Raw genomic sequence first — 15,512 nt, forward strand, 5'->3', positions numbered from 1 at the left:
AGAACTGATCAAGCCCGCCAACGGTGGCTCCCTGGGCGCACCTTGGCCCCCTTGGCTGCACGCCACCGTTGGCGCACCCGGATGGCGCTCAGTGGCGGTCAGGTCTCCGAGCCGACGAACTTGGGTGCGCGGTCGCTGACCATCCCCGCCCGGCGCTGGTACAGGGCACCGGACCGCCGATGGGGCAGGTCCACCGTCCGCACGTGCTCAAACCCCTGCCGTTCGTAGTAGCTGCCAAGTTCGGCGTTGGTCTTCCAGGCGTCGACTCGGAACCACTTCTTTCCTTCCTCCTCGGCCTTTACCGATGCCCAGTCGAGAAGCGTAAGCCCTACGGCCTGTCCCCGGAGTTCGGGGAGGGTGATGATTCGATGCCCGTACAGCGCTTCATCCGGATTGTCGTGCGCCGTCCAGAACTCTGGATCGGCGAAGTTATCTACGGTTATGGTCCCCACGTACTCAATGGCATTCTGGTGATTGCGCACCCTGTGAGCTACGTAGGCGTTCCCGCGCTCAATGTCGCGAGCAATTTTCTCCGCGTCAGCCGGATACTGCCACTGATCTAGCCCGCGCGATTTAAGCCACTGGGAGGCTTCGGCCCACATCGAGGCGATAAGGTCCGCCTCTGTCTTGTCGGCAGGGCGGATCGTGATGCCTTCAAGAACGCTGCTCATGGGTCCCCAGTTCGTAGCGAAGCACGTTTCGATCGGTGGGCATGGCCGTGACTGTCACCCGAATCGGTATGGTCGTCGTGTACCCGACGCGTGTCCTGATCAGGAGTGGAACCCCTGGCTCTATGGCCAACTCGTCAGCTTGTTTGGGGTTCGGCATCGCTGCCGTGACGTCATCGACGTAGCGCACTTGGCGATATCCCAGGGAAGCCATGTACGCGATGACGCCTTGCGCGATGTCGGCCGGTTCGGCAATTGGCGTGTTGTGCACAATTTCGTGAGAGTAGTAAGAGTCCTCAGTGGACCAAGGCTGATCGTCTACGAAACGCAGCCTTCGCCGAACCACAAGCAGACTTCCGGGTTCCACGGAAAGTCGCTCCGCGATATCAGGATTCGCCTTTTCGATGGCGACAGAGATGCGCTGACTGGGTGTGCGTCCTTGCTCCTGGATGTCTTGTACCCAAGCATCGACCCCGGCGGTAACGCGCCGATTGTGATCCTCTGAGCGGGAAGCGTTGTACACCAGGACGTCCGGTCGGCGCACGATATAGCCGCGCCCATGGCTTGGAGAGATAAGCCCTTCCGTTACGAGCCGTTGCAATCCCAGTCGCACGGTGTTGCGGGAGGCGTTGTGCGCCTCACAGAGCTTCCGCTCGCTGGGCAGGCTGCTCCCGGGTGCGTACTCACCCTTGGCGATCTTCTCCCGCAGGGTGGCCGCTAGCTGCATGTACAGGGGTTCCGATGCCGTCGCCATGGCTCCATCTTGCCCCATGCAGCTAACTGGTACCAACGAGCTGAACCAAAGTGCTTGACGTCACCCGGGTCCGGGGTGCAGCATCATATCCAGCAAGTGGTTGGTACCAGTAGAACCACAGGAACCACAGGTGCCACCCCTCTTGCTGTGCGCCCGGAGGGCCCCGTGAGACGGGCCTGAAGGAAGTGCTTGTTCCTTGAGAACTCAACAGGGTGTCAACACGAGACGACGGGGTGTGAGTCCCCGTCCCCGCAACGGCCCGGGTGATGGCCGATGGCGGCCACTTCGAGGCAGGTGAACACGGCCTGTCCCGCGTACTGGCTCTGGAGAACACCCCTGGGGATCAGCCCTTCATTGCTGGAGGTCAACCCCGGTGGTGCCACCTGGTACGCGCCGCCCTGCTGGCGTCAGAGCAGCGACGATGACGCACCGGCTCTCAGGGGCCCGGGACTGGAACGTCGTGGCAACGGCCGCCCAGCAAAGCCCCCTTCCGCCTCGTAGGAGGTTGTCGTGAACCGTCGACATATCTGGGCGCCGACCGTGCTGGACCGGCACGGCGGCAACGCCCACCGCGTCACCGCACCACCCGCCGACGGGCGGCCCCGGACCTGTCCGTGGTCGCCCGTCGGCGTTCGACCCGCACCGCAGCCGCTGCTGCGGCCGGTTGCCTCCCTCGCCCGTCCGGCGCTTTGCGCTGTACGGGCGGGGCTGAGGGGAGCCGGAGACACCGGCCCGACCCCCGCACGACCGCCATACCCAGGAGGAATCAAGCGTGTTCGGACGCAAGAAGGACACCGAGACCATCAGCGACAGCGTCCGGCGGCACGATGCCGCCCCGGGCGAGACCATCGGCCAGGCCATGCGGCGAGGTTGGAGGGCGGACGCCCCCGCCCCGGACCCCACGAGCGTCCGCGCCGACGACCACCCCGGCGAGACCATCGGCCAGGCGATGAAGCGCGGTTGGAAGCCCTGAGAACTCGGCGCCTACTGGCCCCACCCCACGAAACGGCGCGGCCCCGGTGCGGGAACACCGGGGCCGCTTTCGGGCCGTCCCATTCGAGAGGAACCACGACCCATGAAGTTCATCGGCACTGTTCAAGCGGCCGTTACCAAGGCCGGGTACGACGGCGGGCCGACGGCCGCCGAGCTGGACGCGATCGCGGCCGAGATGCCCGTCATCACCGCCGAGGTCGAGTTGCTGGACGTGCAGATCGCCCTGTTGGACCGCGAGCTGTACCCGATCGACGCGAAGCGGCTGCGGCGCGCGGAGCGCCGTCTGATGGACGCGCGGGCCAAGCTCGCCAACCGCACCACCGAGCAGGACGCGGAGGTGTCGGCATGAGCAGCCCCGACACCACGCCGGTCTCCTCGGTGGACCGGATGGACGCCGCTCTCGCCGCCGCGCATGCGGAGGTGAAGGCGGAGATCGCCCGGACCGACAGCAAGACCAGCCTGTTGCTGGCGTTCATCGGTGCCCTGCTGGCGGGTGTGTGGACGGTCGCGAGTGGCGTTTCCCTTCCGGCCGCCGCGTACGTGGTCGGCGGCATGGGCGTGGCCCTGTTGCTCGGTGCTGCAGCCCTGCTCTTGCGGGCCGTGCGGCCGAACCTCGGCGGCTCCCGCCCGATGGGCTTCCCGCTGTGGGCGACGCTCACCGCCGACCAGATCCGCGCCCACCTGGCCGAGGCTCGGCGAGAGCAGGACATCGCCAACCTCTCGCGTATCGCGGTGGCCAAGTTCGCCAACCTGCGCCGCGCGGTCGATCTGACCTGCGCTGCCGGTGCACTGCTGGTCGCGGCCGCCGTGATCGCGGTGGGTGGTGCGCTGTGAGCGAGCCCACCACGCCTAAGGCGGCTCCCGCTGAGGCGGACGCCATGACGGCGCTGCTGCGGGCCGTGCATGACGCGCTGGACCTTCCGCTGCCGGGCCTGACCGAGGAAGACGAGCAGGAACACGCCCGGCTGCTCCCCCTCCGGGCGTCCCGTGCGCGGATCGTCTTGGCCGGGGTTCTGGAAAGGGGCCTCAGGATGGAGACGGCCGCCGAGATGCTGAGCCAGTGGACGGCCGCCTGGCCGGTCACCTACACCCCCTGGAACAGCAAGGGGGATGCCCGGTGAGTACCTACCGTCAGGAATTGAGGGAGGACCGGGCAGCCGGGGCAGAGCAGCGGCGGTTGGATGCCGCTGCCGCCGAGCAGCAGCGCGCGGAGCGGCTGCGGGCCCAGGACGAGCGGGCCGCCCGGCTGCGTGAGCAGCAGCGCGCCGACCGCCGGGCCGAGCGCGCGGAGCGTGAGGTACGGCGGGGTGAGCGGGCCCAGCGGCGGGCGGTGGCGTTGTCGCCGGGGCTGGTCTACCAGCGGGGCACGCTGGGTCTGGTTGCGGCGTCGGCGCTGGCGTCGCTGCCCGCTCAGATCATGCACTTCGTCGGGATCACCTGGGTGCTGCTGCCCCTGCCGCTGGCCCTGGAGGGCGCGGCCTGGGTGATGGCTGCCGGGGTCGCTTACGCGGACGCCCGTTCGCTGCCCGGCTGGGTGCGGTGGCTCCTGCGCGCGCTGGTTGCCTCGTTCGCGGGATTCGCCGCGTACATCAACTACGGCTACGGCCTGTCCCTGACCGGTCAAGGGCTGAGCGCGACGGATGCCCGCACGGTCGGCCTGGGACTGGCCGCCGTGACCTTGCTGGGGCCGCTGGTATTCGAGATCCGCCAGTGGGTCTCCACCCTGTCCGCCTCGGTGGCCGATGACGACGCGCGGGGCCGACGTCGGCACGCTGTGCGCCGACGTCGGCATCACCGGCGAGTGGTCCGGGTGGCCGACCGGCTCATCTCCGCCGCCCCGTACGGGGACCTCTCGGCGGAGGATGCCTGGGCGCTGGCGTGGTCCGTCGTGCACGGCCCCAGCGTCCCGGGCATGACCCCCAGTCTGGAGAAGCGGGCCGCCCGTGCGTCCGGCAGGCTCACCGCCTCCCGCACACCCGCACACCGTGCGGGCCTGTTCCGCCGCCACCGTGCAGAGGTGCCCGCACACCCCGCCCCCGAGGCGGCGGAAGTCCAGCAGCCCGCACCGTGTGCGGAGCCCGTACAGGAGACACCCGTACAGGCTCCGCACACCCCCCGCACGGCCCCGTCCCCTCAGCGCCGCACGCTCCTGCTGCGGGGGAAACGGAGCAGGTCGCACACCGTGCGGACGTCGTACGGCAGGCGCCCGCGCAAGCTCCGCACACCCCCCGCACGCCCTGCCCCGGTCGCGGACCGGGAGGCGGATTTCGATGACGCGGTGCTGGAGCGGATGCGGCAGGACGCACGCCGTACGTACGCCGAGTCCGCACGGGAGGGCAGCACGCTCAGCGCCCGTGCGCTCGGTGAGGCGTACGGCATGAGCGAGTCGTGGGCGCGCAAGCAGATCAACGCCGCGTCCCGGCCGCGATCCGTGACCGATGCGGCAGTGCCCGAGGGGGTGGCGGCATGACGCGCGGCCCCGCTGCCCAGACGCCTCCCGGCCAGTGCCCGCAGGGCTGGCAGCACGCCCACGACCGGCGTGCGCACCGCCACCTCGGGCCCCGGGAGGACTGCCCGCAGTGCGTGGACCACCTGCGCAACGGCTGCCCGTACATCGTGCCCAAGGACGCCTGATGGGCGCGCTGCCCACGTTCGGGTGGCGCCTGGCTCCGGACGGCTACGCCACGCTCCGGCAGCTGCGTGCTCGTGGTCTGCGCCCGGGGGGTCAGGGTGTGGCCGCGCAGCTTGAACGGCCACGCCGCAGACGTCCCCCGCTGGTCGCCTACCTCTACCGCATCGACCTGGCCAAGCCGGTCCGTCCGATGACCGAGGCCAGGTGGGCGGCGCTGGCCAAGGCCATGGCCGCCCGTCGTACCTGCCCCCAGTGCCGCGTGACGCGTGACTACTGCATCTCCACCTCGCTCGGGGTGTGCGTGACCTGCGCCTACCCCACCGATGACTTCGCGGAGGCAGCATGAACGAGCCCCAGCTCTACCGCCCCGGTGGGCCGGTCCCCGACCGGCCCGCCCCCGACCCCTATGGCCTCGTCCAGCAGCCGCTGAGCGGGTCCGTGGAACTGGCCGCCGAACGCGGCCCGGTCGTCCATGTCCCCGGCGCCTACGGCGGTTTCGTGGCCGTCCGCCGCGAGGATCTGCCCACCATCCACGCCCCCGTGCCGGTCCGGTCCGGTGTGGACCCGCACGCTCAGCGGCTGGCCGCTAAAGGCCTGCTCTCGGCTGGGACCGGGGTGGGTGCGTACTTCGCCGCCGGGGCCGTCGCGATCGTCGTGGATTCCCTCGTCAAGGCCCTCGTCGCGGGGGCCGTCGCCGCTGGTGTGGCCCTGTTCCCCGGGCGCCGTGGCGGTGGTGACACCTACATCACTCATCACCATGTCTCGAACCGGTGGTGGGGCAAGTCCAGCACGACCATCCGCAACCGCTGACCAGGAAGGAACCCGCCATGGGCAGCTATTTCTGGATCACGCCGCGCGGCCAGGAGATCACGGCCCCGGACCCCGGCCCGGTCAACCCGGCAGGAACCGAGCCGGGCAAGCACCGCCGCAACGGGAAACGGCCTGCCGACAGCCCGGCTGGCGCCCCGGCGCCCCGGCGCCTGCGCAAGCCCAAGGCGTCCTGATCACCCCACCGCATCGCACCCATCAGGAGGACACCGCCGTGAGCGACGTCTACCGCTCATACACCCCGGCCGAGAAGCGCAAGCGCGCGAGCCTGATCCTGCGCGGCACCAAGCAGGCCATCGCCGACGCCGTGGACCCCAAGCTTGACCGGCAGATCGAGCGCATCGACGCGATCGCCGCCGAGCGCTGGCAGCGCGAGGCGACGGCCCTGCGCCGTCAGGACGAGAAGGCCAAGGCCGAACTCGCCGCCGCCAAGGCGGCCGAGCGCGTCGCCCGTCGCGAAGACCGGACCGCCGCCCGCGAGGCCCGGAAGCAGGCCGAGAGGCGGGCCCGCGCCACCGAGCAGGCGATCCGGCGCGCGGGTCTGTGACTTCGCCCCGGGGCGGCCGCCATTCCGGCCAAGGACAACCGGCCGCCCCGGGCACCCCGTTCCGCCCCCAGCAGGGGCAGTCAGGAGAGTTCCAGCATGAGCGACAACGTCGTTCACCTCCACAAGGACACCGAAACCCCCGCCACGAACGAGGGGCCGACGCTGGCCGTCGTGGCGGACACCCCGCCCCCGCCCCCGGCCCCGGTGCCGTTGTGGGTGCGCTCCGGCCGCGCCGTGAAAACCGCGGTTGTCCATGAGCGCACCAGGACCGCCGCCCGCGCGGTCGTGCGACACCACATGTACGTGCTGGGCGGGACGCGGATCGTAGCCCGCCGCACCTGGGACGGCCGGACCGCCTCCCGCTACGAACGGATGCTGCGGGCCGCTGAGGCGGCCGGGAACTACGAGGTGGCGGCCGAGTGGGAGGAGCGCGGGCAGCGCTTCCGCGACGCTCGCCACCGCCGCCGGATGGACCTGCTGCGCTCCCCGGTCGACGCGGCCAAGGGCGCCCTGGTCGGCACCGGCATGGGCATCGGTGGCCTGGTGGGTCTCGGGGTGGTGCTGGCCATCGCCAACCAGGACTTCGCCGACGTCATCACGCCGTTGATGGCGGTGATCGAGTTCATCCGGCTGCTCATCTCCATCGTGACCATCGTGTGGGGCCCGCTGGTCACCCTCGGGCCGCTGCTTGCCCTGCTCGGCCTGTGGGCGGTCGGCCGTCATCAGCAGGCCGCGCCTAACTGGGCCCTGCCCGCCAAGGCCCGCAACGGAGAGGGCGAGCCCATCACCCCCTCGATCGTGGTCAAGGCCCTGCGTGACCTCCAGGTCCCCGCGCTGCGCAACGCCATCAAGGAGATGGGCGACTCCGGCGCCGCCATGCTCGGCCCGATCCGGATCGCCGGATGCGGCGTCGAGGTGGACGTCACCCTTCCCTCCGGGGTGTCGACCATTGAGGTGCAGAACCGGCGCCGGAAGCTCGCGGAGAACCTTGCTCGGCACGAGCACGAAGTGTTCATCACCATCCCGCAGGCCGCGCGCACCGTCCGGCTGTGGATCGCCGACTCCGGCGCGCTGGATGAGCCGATCGGCCCGTCCCCGCTTACCACCGACGAGACCCTGAGGGCCGACTACAAGACCGGCCGCGCCCCGTGGGGTCAGGACCTGCGCGGGGATGCGGCGGCGCTGAGCCTGTACCAGCGGCATCTGCTCATCACCGGTCTGTCCAACCAGGGCAAGACCGCCGCCCTGCGTGCGCTGGCGCTGTGGCTCGTGCTGGACCGCATGGTGGAGTTCCGGATCGCCGACCTCAAGGGTGCCGGGGACTGGGCCATGTTCGATGGGCTCGCCACGGTGCTGATTCAGGGGCCGACCGATGACCATGTGATCGAGGCGACCGACATGCTCGAAGGCGGGGTCCGCGAGATGGAGCGGCGTCTCCAGGCGCCGCCCGGCACCGCGTTCCCGCCACTGATCCTGCTGGTCGATGAGGCACAGGTGGCGTTCATGTGCCCGGTGGTCGATGGGGAGAAGCGGCCCTACGGCGGGTCCAAGGCCACCTCCCGGTACTTCATGGCCGCCCGGAAGATCCACAACCAGGGGCGTGCGGTGAACGTGCTGCTGTGGCAGGGCACTCAGGACCCCACCGACCAGAACCTCCCCAAGCTGGTCCGCGAAGGCGCCCACACCCGTGCCTCCCTCGCTCTGGGCACCGAGTCCCAGGCACGCATGGCGCTGGGGGACAAGGCCGTGGACGGTGGCGCCGCCCCGAACCTGCTGCGCCCGGGCCTGGACAAGGGCACGGTTGTGGTCGCCAGCGACGGTATCCCCATCCCGGCGGGGCAGGCGTCCGTCACGGTGCGTACGCACTACATCGACACCGACACCGCTGCTGAGATCGCCGACCGGGCAAAGGCGCTGCGGGACGGGGTGACCACGCTGCACGTCATCGAACGCGGCGAGGAGCGTGACCCGCTCGCCGACATCGCCGACGTGCTCGGGGACACCTCGCGCGTGCTCACAGTCGACGTGCTCAAGCGCCTCGCCGCGCTGGATGAAGGCGCATATGGCGGTTGGTCGTTCCTCGACCTCAAGCGCGTGTTGGAGGGCACCGGAGCCGAGCCGTACAAGTCCGATGGCCGCATGGTCGTCGGCCGCGACCGCGTCCACCGTGCCCTCGCCGAGCGGGACGAGACGGATTCCGCTTCTGCCGCCGAGTGACAGGGAGCCGAACCCGCGCGGGCCAGGGATGCAGGGAGAAGTCCCTGAACACCTCCCTGACCCGCCTCCCTGGCTCTGACCTGCGCGAATGATCGTTCAGGGAGTCAGGGAGGCACCGCAGGTCAGCACCCCGAAACCCCCTCCACACTCCACCCGGCAGGGGGTGCCTCCGCCTCCCTGACCCGCTTCCGAAGCAGATTCCGTATACACCCCGACCCGCCAGCACTCCACGACGAAACGAGGAACGCCGCATGATCCGGCTCCGCATCCAGCGCACCACCTGGCCCCGCCGCGCGCTCATCCTCACCGACACGCCCCGCCCCGACTGCCCCGGCTGCGACGGGGACGGCGGCACCGCACACGACTACGGCGACTACGAGACCGGTGAATACGCGGGTACCGACTGGGCCCCGTGCGACTGCTGGGACGAGGCCCGCCGCTGGACCCTGCTGCCGCTCCCGGGCCTGCCCCGGTGGCTGCGTCGGCGGCGCCCCGACGTCGACCCGTGGGCCGACGCCCCGTTCTAGAAACGGCTGGGGCGGCCGTCTCTCGCCAAAGTCACGGCCGCCCCGGTTCTCCGGTCCCTCAACAGACCTGTTGGAGGTCTCCAGCATGCCCCATGAAGCACGATCCGCGCTGCTGTCCGCAGCCCTGGACGCCGCCGAACGCGGCTGGCCCGTCATCCCACTGCACCCGCGCAGCAAGGTCCCCGCCCTGCACGGGGAACGCCGCTGCCCTGGTACCGGCGACTGCACGGGCGGACACCGCACGTTCGAGCAGCGCGCCACCACCGACCCCGCCCGCATCGAACGATGCTGGGCCACCGGCCCGTTCAACGTCGGCATCGCCACCGGCCCCGCCGGGCTGCTCGTCGTCGACCTCGACACCCTCAAGCCCACAGACAAAGAGGGCACGCCTGACGGCGCGGCCAACTTCCTGGCGCTCTGCGAGCGCGCCGGGCAGACCGTCCCCTCCACCCGCCGCATCCGGACCCCCAGCGGCGGAGAGCACCTGTACTTCACCACCCCGCCCGGTATCCGGTTCACCAACACCACCGGCACCCTCACCGGCAAGGTCGACACCCGAGCGTGGGGCGGGCAGGTCGTCGCTCCCGGCAGCATGACGCCACAAGGCCCATACACGGTCCTGGCCGACGCGCCCGTTACAAACCTGCCCGAATGGCTCCAAAAGGCCCTGACGGCCCCTCCGAGGCCCGTCAGGGCCGCGATCCTGCCCCTGCCCACCCGCGACACCGACCGGTACGCCACAGCGGTACTACGACGCGAGGTAGCGGCGGTGGCCACCACGCCCGAGGGCGGCCGTCAGGCCGAACTCCTGCGGGCCGTACGGGCGGTGGGCCGGTTCGTGGCCTGGGGCGACCTCGACCGCGCCACCGTAGAAGCGGCTTTTACCTGCGGGGGCGAGTCGGCGGGACTGTCACCGGCCGAGTGCCGCACCACCATCCGCAAGGCCCTCGACTACTCCATCCGCACCGCCTGGCCCCGGGAAACGGCATGACCGCCCCCAGGCCCCGCCCCGCAGGTAAAAGCCCCACCCTCTCCCCCGACCAGCCGCACCCCGCCGAACTGGCCCCGGCTCCGGACGGCCGTAGCGCGCCGAAAGATGTCGCCCGTCAGGGCGTCCCTTCTGCTGTTTGCTCTGACGAGCAGCGGGGCGACGGCCGGTACCCCGTCGCGTGGCTCCACATCACCGCCCCGCCCAGCTGGCAGGTCGTGCCCACCGCCACATCGAAGTGCGCGTGCGGCCGCGACCGCAGGGCGGTCGGCCGCCGCCGGGTGCTCGCCCTGGTCGCCGACCACGAAGCCCACAAGACCGCCTGCCCGCTCCGCGCTCCCCGGGAAGGGAGGACCGCCGCATGACCGCCGCCGAAGAACTGCCCGCTCCCACCAACCCGATGGCCGTCGCGCGCCGTCTCCTCCCGGACTGGCAGTCCGGGGAGGGGCACCTGCTGTGCCGACGCTGGCGCGGCTCGTGGATGCGCTGGACCGGCACCTGCTGGCGTGAGCTGGACGAGCAGCAGGTGAAGAAGTCCATGTACGAGCGGCTGGAGCACGTCACCTACCAGGCAGGCACCGACAAGGACGGGCAGCCCGAGATCCGCGACTGGGCACCCACCAAACCGAAGATCGGCAACCTGCTGGACGCATTGGGCGCCATCACTCTCCTGCCCACGGACATGGACGCCCCCGCCTGGCTGGACGGCGAGGCGGCCGACGAGGACGGAAGCCCCATCGTGGCGTGCCGGAACGGGCTGCTGCGCGTCCGGGACCGCGAGCTGCTGCCGCACAGCCCCGACTTCTTCAACCTCGTCTCCGTCCCCTTCGCCTACGACCCGAACGCGAGCGCGCCCACCTGGGAACGCTTCCTGCGGCAGGTCTGGCCCGAGGACCCCGAGGCCATTCGGGCAGTGCAGGAGTGGTTCGGCTACGTCCTGTCCGGCCGCACCGAGCAACAGAAGATCCTGCTGATGGTCGGGCCGTCGCGTTCGGGCAAGGGCACCATCGCCCGGGTGCTGAAAGAGCTGGTGGGCAAGGAGAACCTGGCCGGGCCCACCCTCGCCGGACTCGGCACGAACTTCGGTCTGTCCACGCTGATCGGCAAGCCGTTGGCCGTCATCTCCGACGCCCGGCTGTCCGGCAACGAGAACAGCCAGGTGGTGGAGCGGCTGCTGACCATCTCCGGTGAGGACACCATCGACATCGACCGCAAGTACCGCGAGCCGTGGACGGGCAAGCTGCCTACCCGTCTGATGGTCCTGTCCAACGAGCTGCCACACTTCGGCGACTCCTCCGGAGTCATCGCCCGCCGCTTCATCCTGCTCAACACGACAGTGTCGTGGCTGGGCAAGGAAGACCCCACCCTCGGGCGCAAGCTCGCCGCCGAGATGCCCGGCATCCTCAACTGGGCCCTTGACGGACTCGCCCGGCTGGAGTCCACGGGCCGGATCACTGAGCCAGCGTCCAGCCGCGAGGCAGTCACCACCATGCAGGACACCGCCTCACCCACCAGCGCCTTCGTACGCGAACGCTGCACCACCGGACCGACGTGCAGCGTTCCCGTGGATGACCTGTGGGCCGTCTGGCGGGAGTGGGCCGAGGACAACAACGTCCGCCCCGGCACGAAGCAGGTATTCGGCCGCAACCTGCTCTCCGTCATCCCCCAGCTCAACCGCACACGGCCCCGCGCTCCCTCCGGCGAGCGGATCGCCACCTACAACGGCATCGGCCTCGGCGGTTGAATCCACAATCCGCTAGGTCGCGGTCCATCGCGGCCCACCACGTCTGAGCTGCGTATTTACCCGAGCCTCACCACGGCCCGTCGCGGCCCGCCCTCCAACTGGGTGGGCCGCGATGGGCCGCACAGGGGCGAGGTAAAGCAGCAGGTCACAGCCTTGGGCCGCGATGGGCCGCGACCCACAGCATTGTGACGCCAACCACATCCCGTACGACCCTTCTCTCACCCTGGGAGATCTACGCATGAGCACCGTTATCGCGCCCGTCATGCCCCTTCTCTACACGCCCGAGGAAGCTGCGGAAGCACTCCGCATCGGGCGTTCGACGATCTACGAGCTGATGGCAGACGGAACGCTCAAGTACGTCATGCGCGGTGGGTCACGACGGATTCGCGTGGCCGACCTCGAAACCTTCGTGGCGGGTCTCGCCACCGCCAACTGAACACTGTTCAACCCGAGGTGGGCCGGTGAATCCGGCCCACCTCCTTGTTTTGGAGGACCACGTGAGCCCCCGCAAGCTGAACATGGAATCGACCATCTACCTGGGAAATGACGGCTGGTGGCACGGCCGCGTCACCATGGGCGTCAAGAACGACGGCAGCCCGGATCGCCGTCACCGTCGCGCCAGGACCGAGGCAGCGGTACGCCGGAAGGTCAAGGCGCTGGAGAAGCTGCGGGACGAGGGGCGCGCGCCCATCGCCGGGCGGAAGCCGACCGTGGCCGAGTGGATGACGACGTACCTCACCACGATCGCGAGCCTCAAGCTCAAGCCGCGCTCCCTGGACGACTACTGGTCGAAGACCCGCAACGACATCATTCCGGGGCTCGGCCAGCACCGGCTGGACAAGCTCGGGCCGGAGCACCTGGAGCGGATGTACGCGGACATGCTCGAAGAGGGACATGCGCCGTCGCACGTGCTCAAGGTGCACCGCATCCTGTCGCGCGCACTGAAGATCGCGCACCGACGCCGGATCATCGTGGAGAACGTCGCCACGCTCGTGGACCCGCCGAGCGTCGATGAGACCGAGGCGAACCCGTTCACGACCGAGGAGGCCAAGGCCTTTCTGGAGGCTGCGGCCAAGCGGCCCAACTTCATGCGGTGGGCGGTCGGTGTCGGGATGGGGTTCCGGCAGGGGGAGACGCTGGGGCTCCGGTGGGCGTACGTCGACCTGGAGAACGAGCTGTTCCACCCCCGGTGGCAGCTCCAGCGGCTCAAGTGGCGCCACGGTTGCAAGGCCCCGCACGCCTGCGGCGCCCGGCTGCACCGCTTCGAGCCGTGCCCGCCGGACTGCAGGACGCACAAGATCTACAAGCGCGGTTGCCCCGAGCCGTGTACGAAGACCTGCGACGCGCACGCGAGTGCCTGCCCCGAACGGAAGGGCGGTGGGCTGGTCTTCACCCGGCCCAAGACCAAGAAGAGCCAGAACCCCGTGCCCATCCCGCCGCCGTTCATCCCCTACTTGCGCGAGCACAAGGCCCAGCAGCAGGAGGTACGGGCCGTCACGGGCGAGGAGTGGGAGGAGCACGACGCGGTGTTCACGCGGCCGGACGGCCGACCGCTCGATCCTCGGGCCGACTGGGAAGAATTCAAGGAGCTGCTGGAGGAGGCGGGTATCAGCGACCGTCGCCTGTACGACGGCAGCCGCCACACCGCAGGCACGATCTTGAATGAGCTGGGCGTGGACATGCCCACGATCATGGAGATCCTGCGGCACACCCAGATCAGCCAGACCCGGCGGTATGTGAAGGGCCGGTCCACCCTCTCGAAGGACGCCATGCGCCGCATGGGGGACGCCTTCATGCCGCAGCAGAAACCCGCGACTGAGACCACAACTGAGACCACGGACAGTCGTGCGGCCCGTGCGAAGCGTCGCCGACGTATCCGCTGAACCACAAAACCCCAGCTCAGACAGGGTCTGAGCTGGGGTTTCCAGTGGAGCCGCCTAAGGGAATCGAACCCTTGACCTACGCATTACGAGTGCGTCGCTCTGGCCGACTGAGCTAAGGCGGCATGCTGGTGCCTGATCGGCAGCAGCAGCTTCGCCAAGTCTACACAGTCTCGGGGGGTGCTCCGTACGAGGTTCCGGGGCGACGGAGTTCGGTTCAGCCGCCTCCTCCGCCACCGCCTCCTCCGCCACCGCCTCCGCCGCAGCCACCGCCGCCTCCGCCGCCCCCTCCGCCGCAGGATGAGCTTCCGCCGCAGGAGGAGCCGCCGCCGCAGGAGGAGCCGCCGCCTCCGCCGGTCCACCAGCTGCCGGAGCCGCGCCTGCGGCGGTTGCCGTTCAGGGGGGTGTCCCTTGATTCGGATTTGGCCGCTTTAGTGAAGAATGTGGCGATCGTTATGAAGGTCGCGACGACCATCAACACGCTGAACAGGGGGCCCATCTGGCTCTCACCTTCCTTAGCTGATCACCGTCGTAGACGAGTTGGGGAAGGCCGGTGGTTCGCCGCGGGGTGGTGGTCTTTGCGGGGGAGTCCCAACGGGGCGACTGTCTACGTCAGTTGGGGGCTGAAGTGTGCGGGTCGTCCGCGGCGCGTCTTCATCGCTCCAGGAAAATGGGCATGGGGGTGTGAATGATGGGTAGGCGGGTCCTCGTTCAGCTGAAACAAGCCGAAGGGCAGGGAGGGCGAAGTGAACGGCACGGCAACCGTGGATTCGTCGGAGCTGACGGCGGGGGAGGCTGAGCGGACGTGCGCGGTGGTGGGCGTGCCGGCCGTAGCGGACCCGACCAAGGTGACGCCACAGGACGCTCGAGCGCTGACCAAGGTCTTCCTTGACCGTCTGACCGAGTTGGAAGAGGGGACGCACGACTATCAGTACGTGCGCAACACCCTGATCGAGCTGAATCTCTCGCTGGTGCGGTACGCCGCCCGGCGGTTCCGGAATCGCTCGGTGGAGATGGAAGACGTCGTTCAGGTCGGGACGATCGGGCTGATCAAGGCGATCGACCGGTTCGACCTGAGCCGCGAGGTGGAGTTCACGACCTTCGCCGTTCCGTACATCGTCGGTGAGATCAAGCGGTTCTTCCGTGACACCAGCTGGGCGGTGCATGTGCCGCGTCGGCTGCAGGAGTTGCGGATCGATCTGGCCAAGGCGAACGAGGAGCTGTTCCAGCGGTTCGACCGGTCGCCGACGACGACCGAGTTGGCCGAGCATCTGGAGCTGAGCGAGGAGGAGGTCCTCGACGGGCTGGTGGCCAGCAATGGCTACAGCACCTCGTCGCTGGACGCGCCCGCCGATCCCGAGACCGGTACGACCCGCGTCACCACGTACGCGGACCGGATCGGTGAGGTCGACCCGGCCATGGAGGTCGTGGAGAACCTGCACGCTCTCAAGCCGCTGGTGGAGCAGCTCGGTGAACGGGACCGGCGCATCCTTCAGATGCGGTTCGGCGAGGAGATGACCCAGTCCGAGATCGGCGCGGAGCTGGGTGTCTCGCAGATGCATGTGTCGCGGCTGCTCACGAAGGCGCTGACGCGGCTGCGGCGTGGGATGTTGGCCGACTAGGGCGCTGGTCGCTCTAGGGGCATATGAGTGGGGCCCGGCCCGGGAAACCGGCGGGCCCCCCACATTTTTTTGTTTTGTACCACCGATAACAACCGCCCCCCCCGCCCCCCGC

General features: G+C 69.5%; 19 protein-coding genes and 1 tRNA gene. 17 read left to right on the forward strand and 3 right to left on the reverse strand.

Features of this window, described 5'->3' with window-relative positions; genetic code table 11:
- Positions 1-98: 98 nt before the first annotated feature.
- Positions 99-671 carry a GNAT family N-acetyltransferase gene (locus tag ACFV9T_RS02755; protein ID WP_385436275.1) on the reverse strand — a complete coding sequence of 191 codons (573 nt, stop codon included), beginning with the start codon at positions 669-671 and terminating at the stop codon, positions 99-101.
- Positions 655-1,422 carry a GntR family transcriptional regulator gene (locus ACFV9T_RS02760; protein WP_385436276.1) on the reverse strand — a complete coding sequence of 256 codons (768 nt, stop codon included), beginning with the start codon at positions 1,420-1,422 and terminating at the stop codon, positions 655-657. Before ACFV9T_RS02760 ends, ACFV9T_RS02755 begins: the two co-directional genes overlap by 17 nt.
- A 772-nt stretch (positions 1,423-2,194) precedes the next feature.
- On the opposite strand from ACFV9T_RS02760, the gene ACFV9T_RS02765 reads away from it, so the two are divergent.
- From ACFV9T_RS02765 to ACFV9T_RS02840, 16 genes are all read left to right on the forward strand, one after another.
- Positions 2,195-2,395 (forward strand): hypothetical protein, encoded by a 201-nt coding sequence (locus tag ACFV9T_RS02765; RefSeq protein WP_385436277.1) that lies wholly within the window; start codon positions 2,195-2,197, stop codon positions 2,393-2,395.
- A 102-nt stretch (positions 2,396-2,497) separates the two neighbouring features.
- Positions 2,498-2,764, forward strand: coding sequence for a DUF6284 family protein (locus ACFV9T_RS02770; protein WP_385436278.1), 267 nt, complete (start codon positions 2,498-2,500; stop codon positions 2,762-2,764).
- A complete protein-coding gene (locus tag ACFV9T_RS02775) occupies positions 2,761-3,249 on the forward strand; it encodes a Pycsar system effector family protein (protein WP_385436279.1) in 489 nt (162 codons plus the stop codon). The genes ACFV9T_RS02770 and ACFV9T_RS02775 overlap by 4 nt, the downstream gene beginning before the upstream one ends.
- Positions 3,246-3,536 (forward strand): hypothetical protein, encoded by a 291-nt coding sequence (locus ACFV9T_RS02780; protein ID WP_385436280.1) that lies wholly within the window; start codon positions 3,246-3,248, stop codon positions 3,534-3,536. The genes ACFV9T_RS02775 and ACFV9T_RS02780 overlap by 4 nt, the downstream gene beginning before the upstream one ends.
- A complete protein-coding gene (locus ACFV9T_RS02785) occupies positions 3,533-4,885 on the forward strand; it encodes a hypothetical protein (RefSeq protein ID WP_385436281.1) in 1,353 nt (450 codons plus the stop codon). Before ACFV9T_RS02780 ends, ACFV9T_RS02785 begins: the two co-directional genes overlap by 4 nt.
- Complete coding sequence (locus ACFV9T_RS02790; RefSeq protein WP_385436282.1) at positions 4,882-5,049, forward strand: pRL2-8; 168 nt, start codon at positions 4,882-4,884, stop codon at positions 5,047-5,049. The genes ACFV9T_RS02785 and ACFV9T_RS02790 overlap by 4 nt, the downstream gene beginning before the upstream one ends.
- A complete protein-coding gene (locus tag ACFV9T_RS02795) occupies positions 5,049-5,393 on the forward strand; it encodes an RRQRL motif-containing zinc-binding protein (RefSeq protein WP_385436283.1) in 345 nt (114 codons plus the stop codon). Before ACFV9T_RS02790 ends, ACFV9T_RS02795 begins: the two co-directional genes overlap by 1 nt.
- Positions 5,390-5,857, forward strand: coding sequence for a hypothetical protein (locus ACFV9T_RS02800; RefSeq protein ID WP_385436284.1), 468 nt, complete (start codon positions 5,390-5,392; stop codon positions 5,855-5,857). The genes ACFV9T_RS02795 and ACFV9T_RS02800 overlap by 4 nt, the downstream gene beginning before the upstream one ends.
- Positions 5,858-5,874: 17 nt before the next feature.
- Positions 5,875-6,051: a hypothetical protein gene (locus ACFV9T_RS02805; RefSeq protein ID WP_385436285.1), complete on the forward strand. Its 177-nt coding sequence runs from the start codon at positions 5,875-5,877 to the stop codon at positions 6,049-6,051.
- Positions 6,052-6,089: 38 nt separating this feature from the next.
- Positions 6,090-6,422, forward strand: a complete 333-nt coding sequence (locus ACFV9T_RS02810; protein ID WP_385436286.1) for a hypothetical protein — start codon at positions 6,090-6,092, stop codon at positions 6,420-6,422.
- Between the two features lie 96 nt (positions 6,423-6,518).
- Positions 6,519-8,639: an ATP-binding protein gene (locus tag ACFV9T_RS02815; RefSeq protein ID WP_385436287.1), complete on the forward strand. Its 2,121-nt coding sequence runs from the start codon at positions 6,519-6,521 to the stop codon at positions 8,637-8,639.
- A gap of 251 nt (positions 8,640-8,890) precedes the next feature.
- Positions 8,891-9,166 (forward strand): hypothetical protein, encoded by a 276-nt coding sequence (locus tag ACFV9T_RS02820; protein ID WP_385436288.1) that lies wholly within the window; start codon positions 8,891-8,893, stop codon positions 9,164-9,166.
- An 85-nt stretch (positions 9,167-9,251) separates the two neighbouring features.
- The gene (locus ACFV9T_RS02825) at positions 9,252-10,157 is read left to right on the forward strand and encodes a bifunctional DNA primase/polymerase (protein WP_385436289.1); all 906 of its coding nucleotides are present in this window, start codon (positions 9,252-9,254) and stop codon (positions 10,155-10,157) included.
- Positions 10,158-10,515: 358 nt separating this feature from the next.
- Positions 10,516-11,898, forward strand: coding sequence for a phage/plasmid primase, P4 family (locus ACFV9T_RS02830; RefSeq protein WP_385436290.1), 1,383 nt, complete (start codon positions 10,516-10,518; stop codon positions 11,896-11,898).
- A 238-nt stretch (positions 11,899-12,136) separates the two neighbouring features.
- On the forward strand, positions 12,137-12,334 hold the full coding sequence (locus ACFV9T_RS02835) for a helix-turn-helix domain-containing protein (protein ID WP_385436291.1): 198 nt from the start codon (positions 12,137-12,139) through the stop codon (positions 12,332-12,334).
- A 61-nt stretch (positions 12,335-12,395) separates the two neighbouring features.
- Positions 12,396-13,781 carry a tyrosine-type recombinase/integrase gene (locus ACFV9T_RS02840; protein ID WP_385436292.1) on the forward strand — a complete coding sequence of 462 codons (1,386 nt, stop codon included), beginning with the start codon at positions 12,396-12,398 and terminating at the stop codon, positions 13,779-13,781.
- Positions 13,782-13,826: 45 nt separating this feature from the next.
- Here ACFV9T_RS02840 and ACFV9T_RS02845 read toward each other — a convergent pair.
- Positions 13,827-13,903 (reverse strand) — tRNA-Thr (locus ACFV9T_RS02845).
- A gap of 621 nt (positions 13,904-14,524) precedes the next feature.
- Here ACFV9T_RS02845 and ACFV9T_RS02850 point away from each other — a divergent pair.
- Positions 14,525-15,400 carry an RNA polymerase sigma factor SigF gene (locus ACFV9T_RS02850; RefSeq protein WP_385436293.1) on the forward strand — a complete coding sequence of 292 codons (876 nt, stop codon included), beginning with the start codon at positions 14,525-14,527 and terminating at the stop codon, positions 15,398-15,400.
- Positions 15,401-15,512: the final 112 nt, after the last annotated feature.

This window comes from Streptomyces sp. NPDC059850 (assembly GCF_042731515.1).
Lineage (GTDB): Bacteria > Actinomycetota > Actinomycetes > Streptomycetales > Streptomycetaceae > Streptomyces.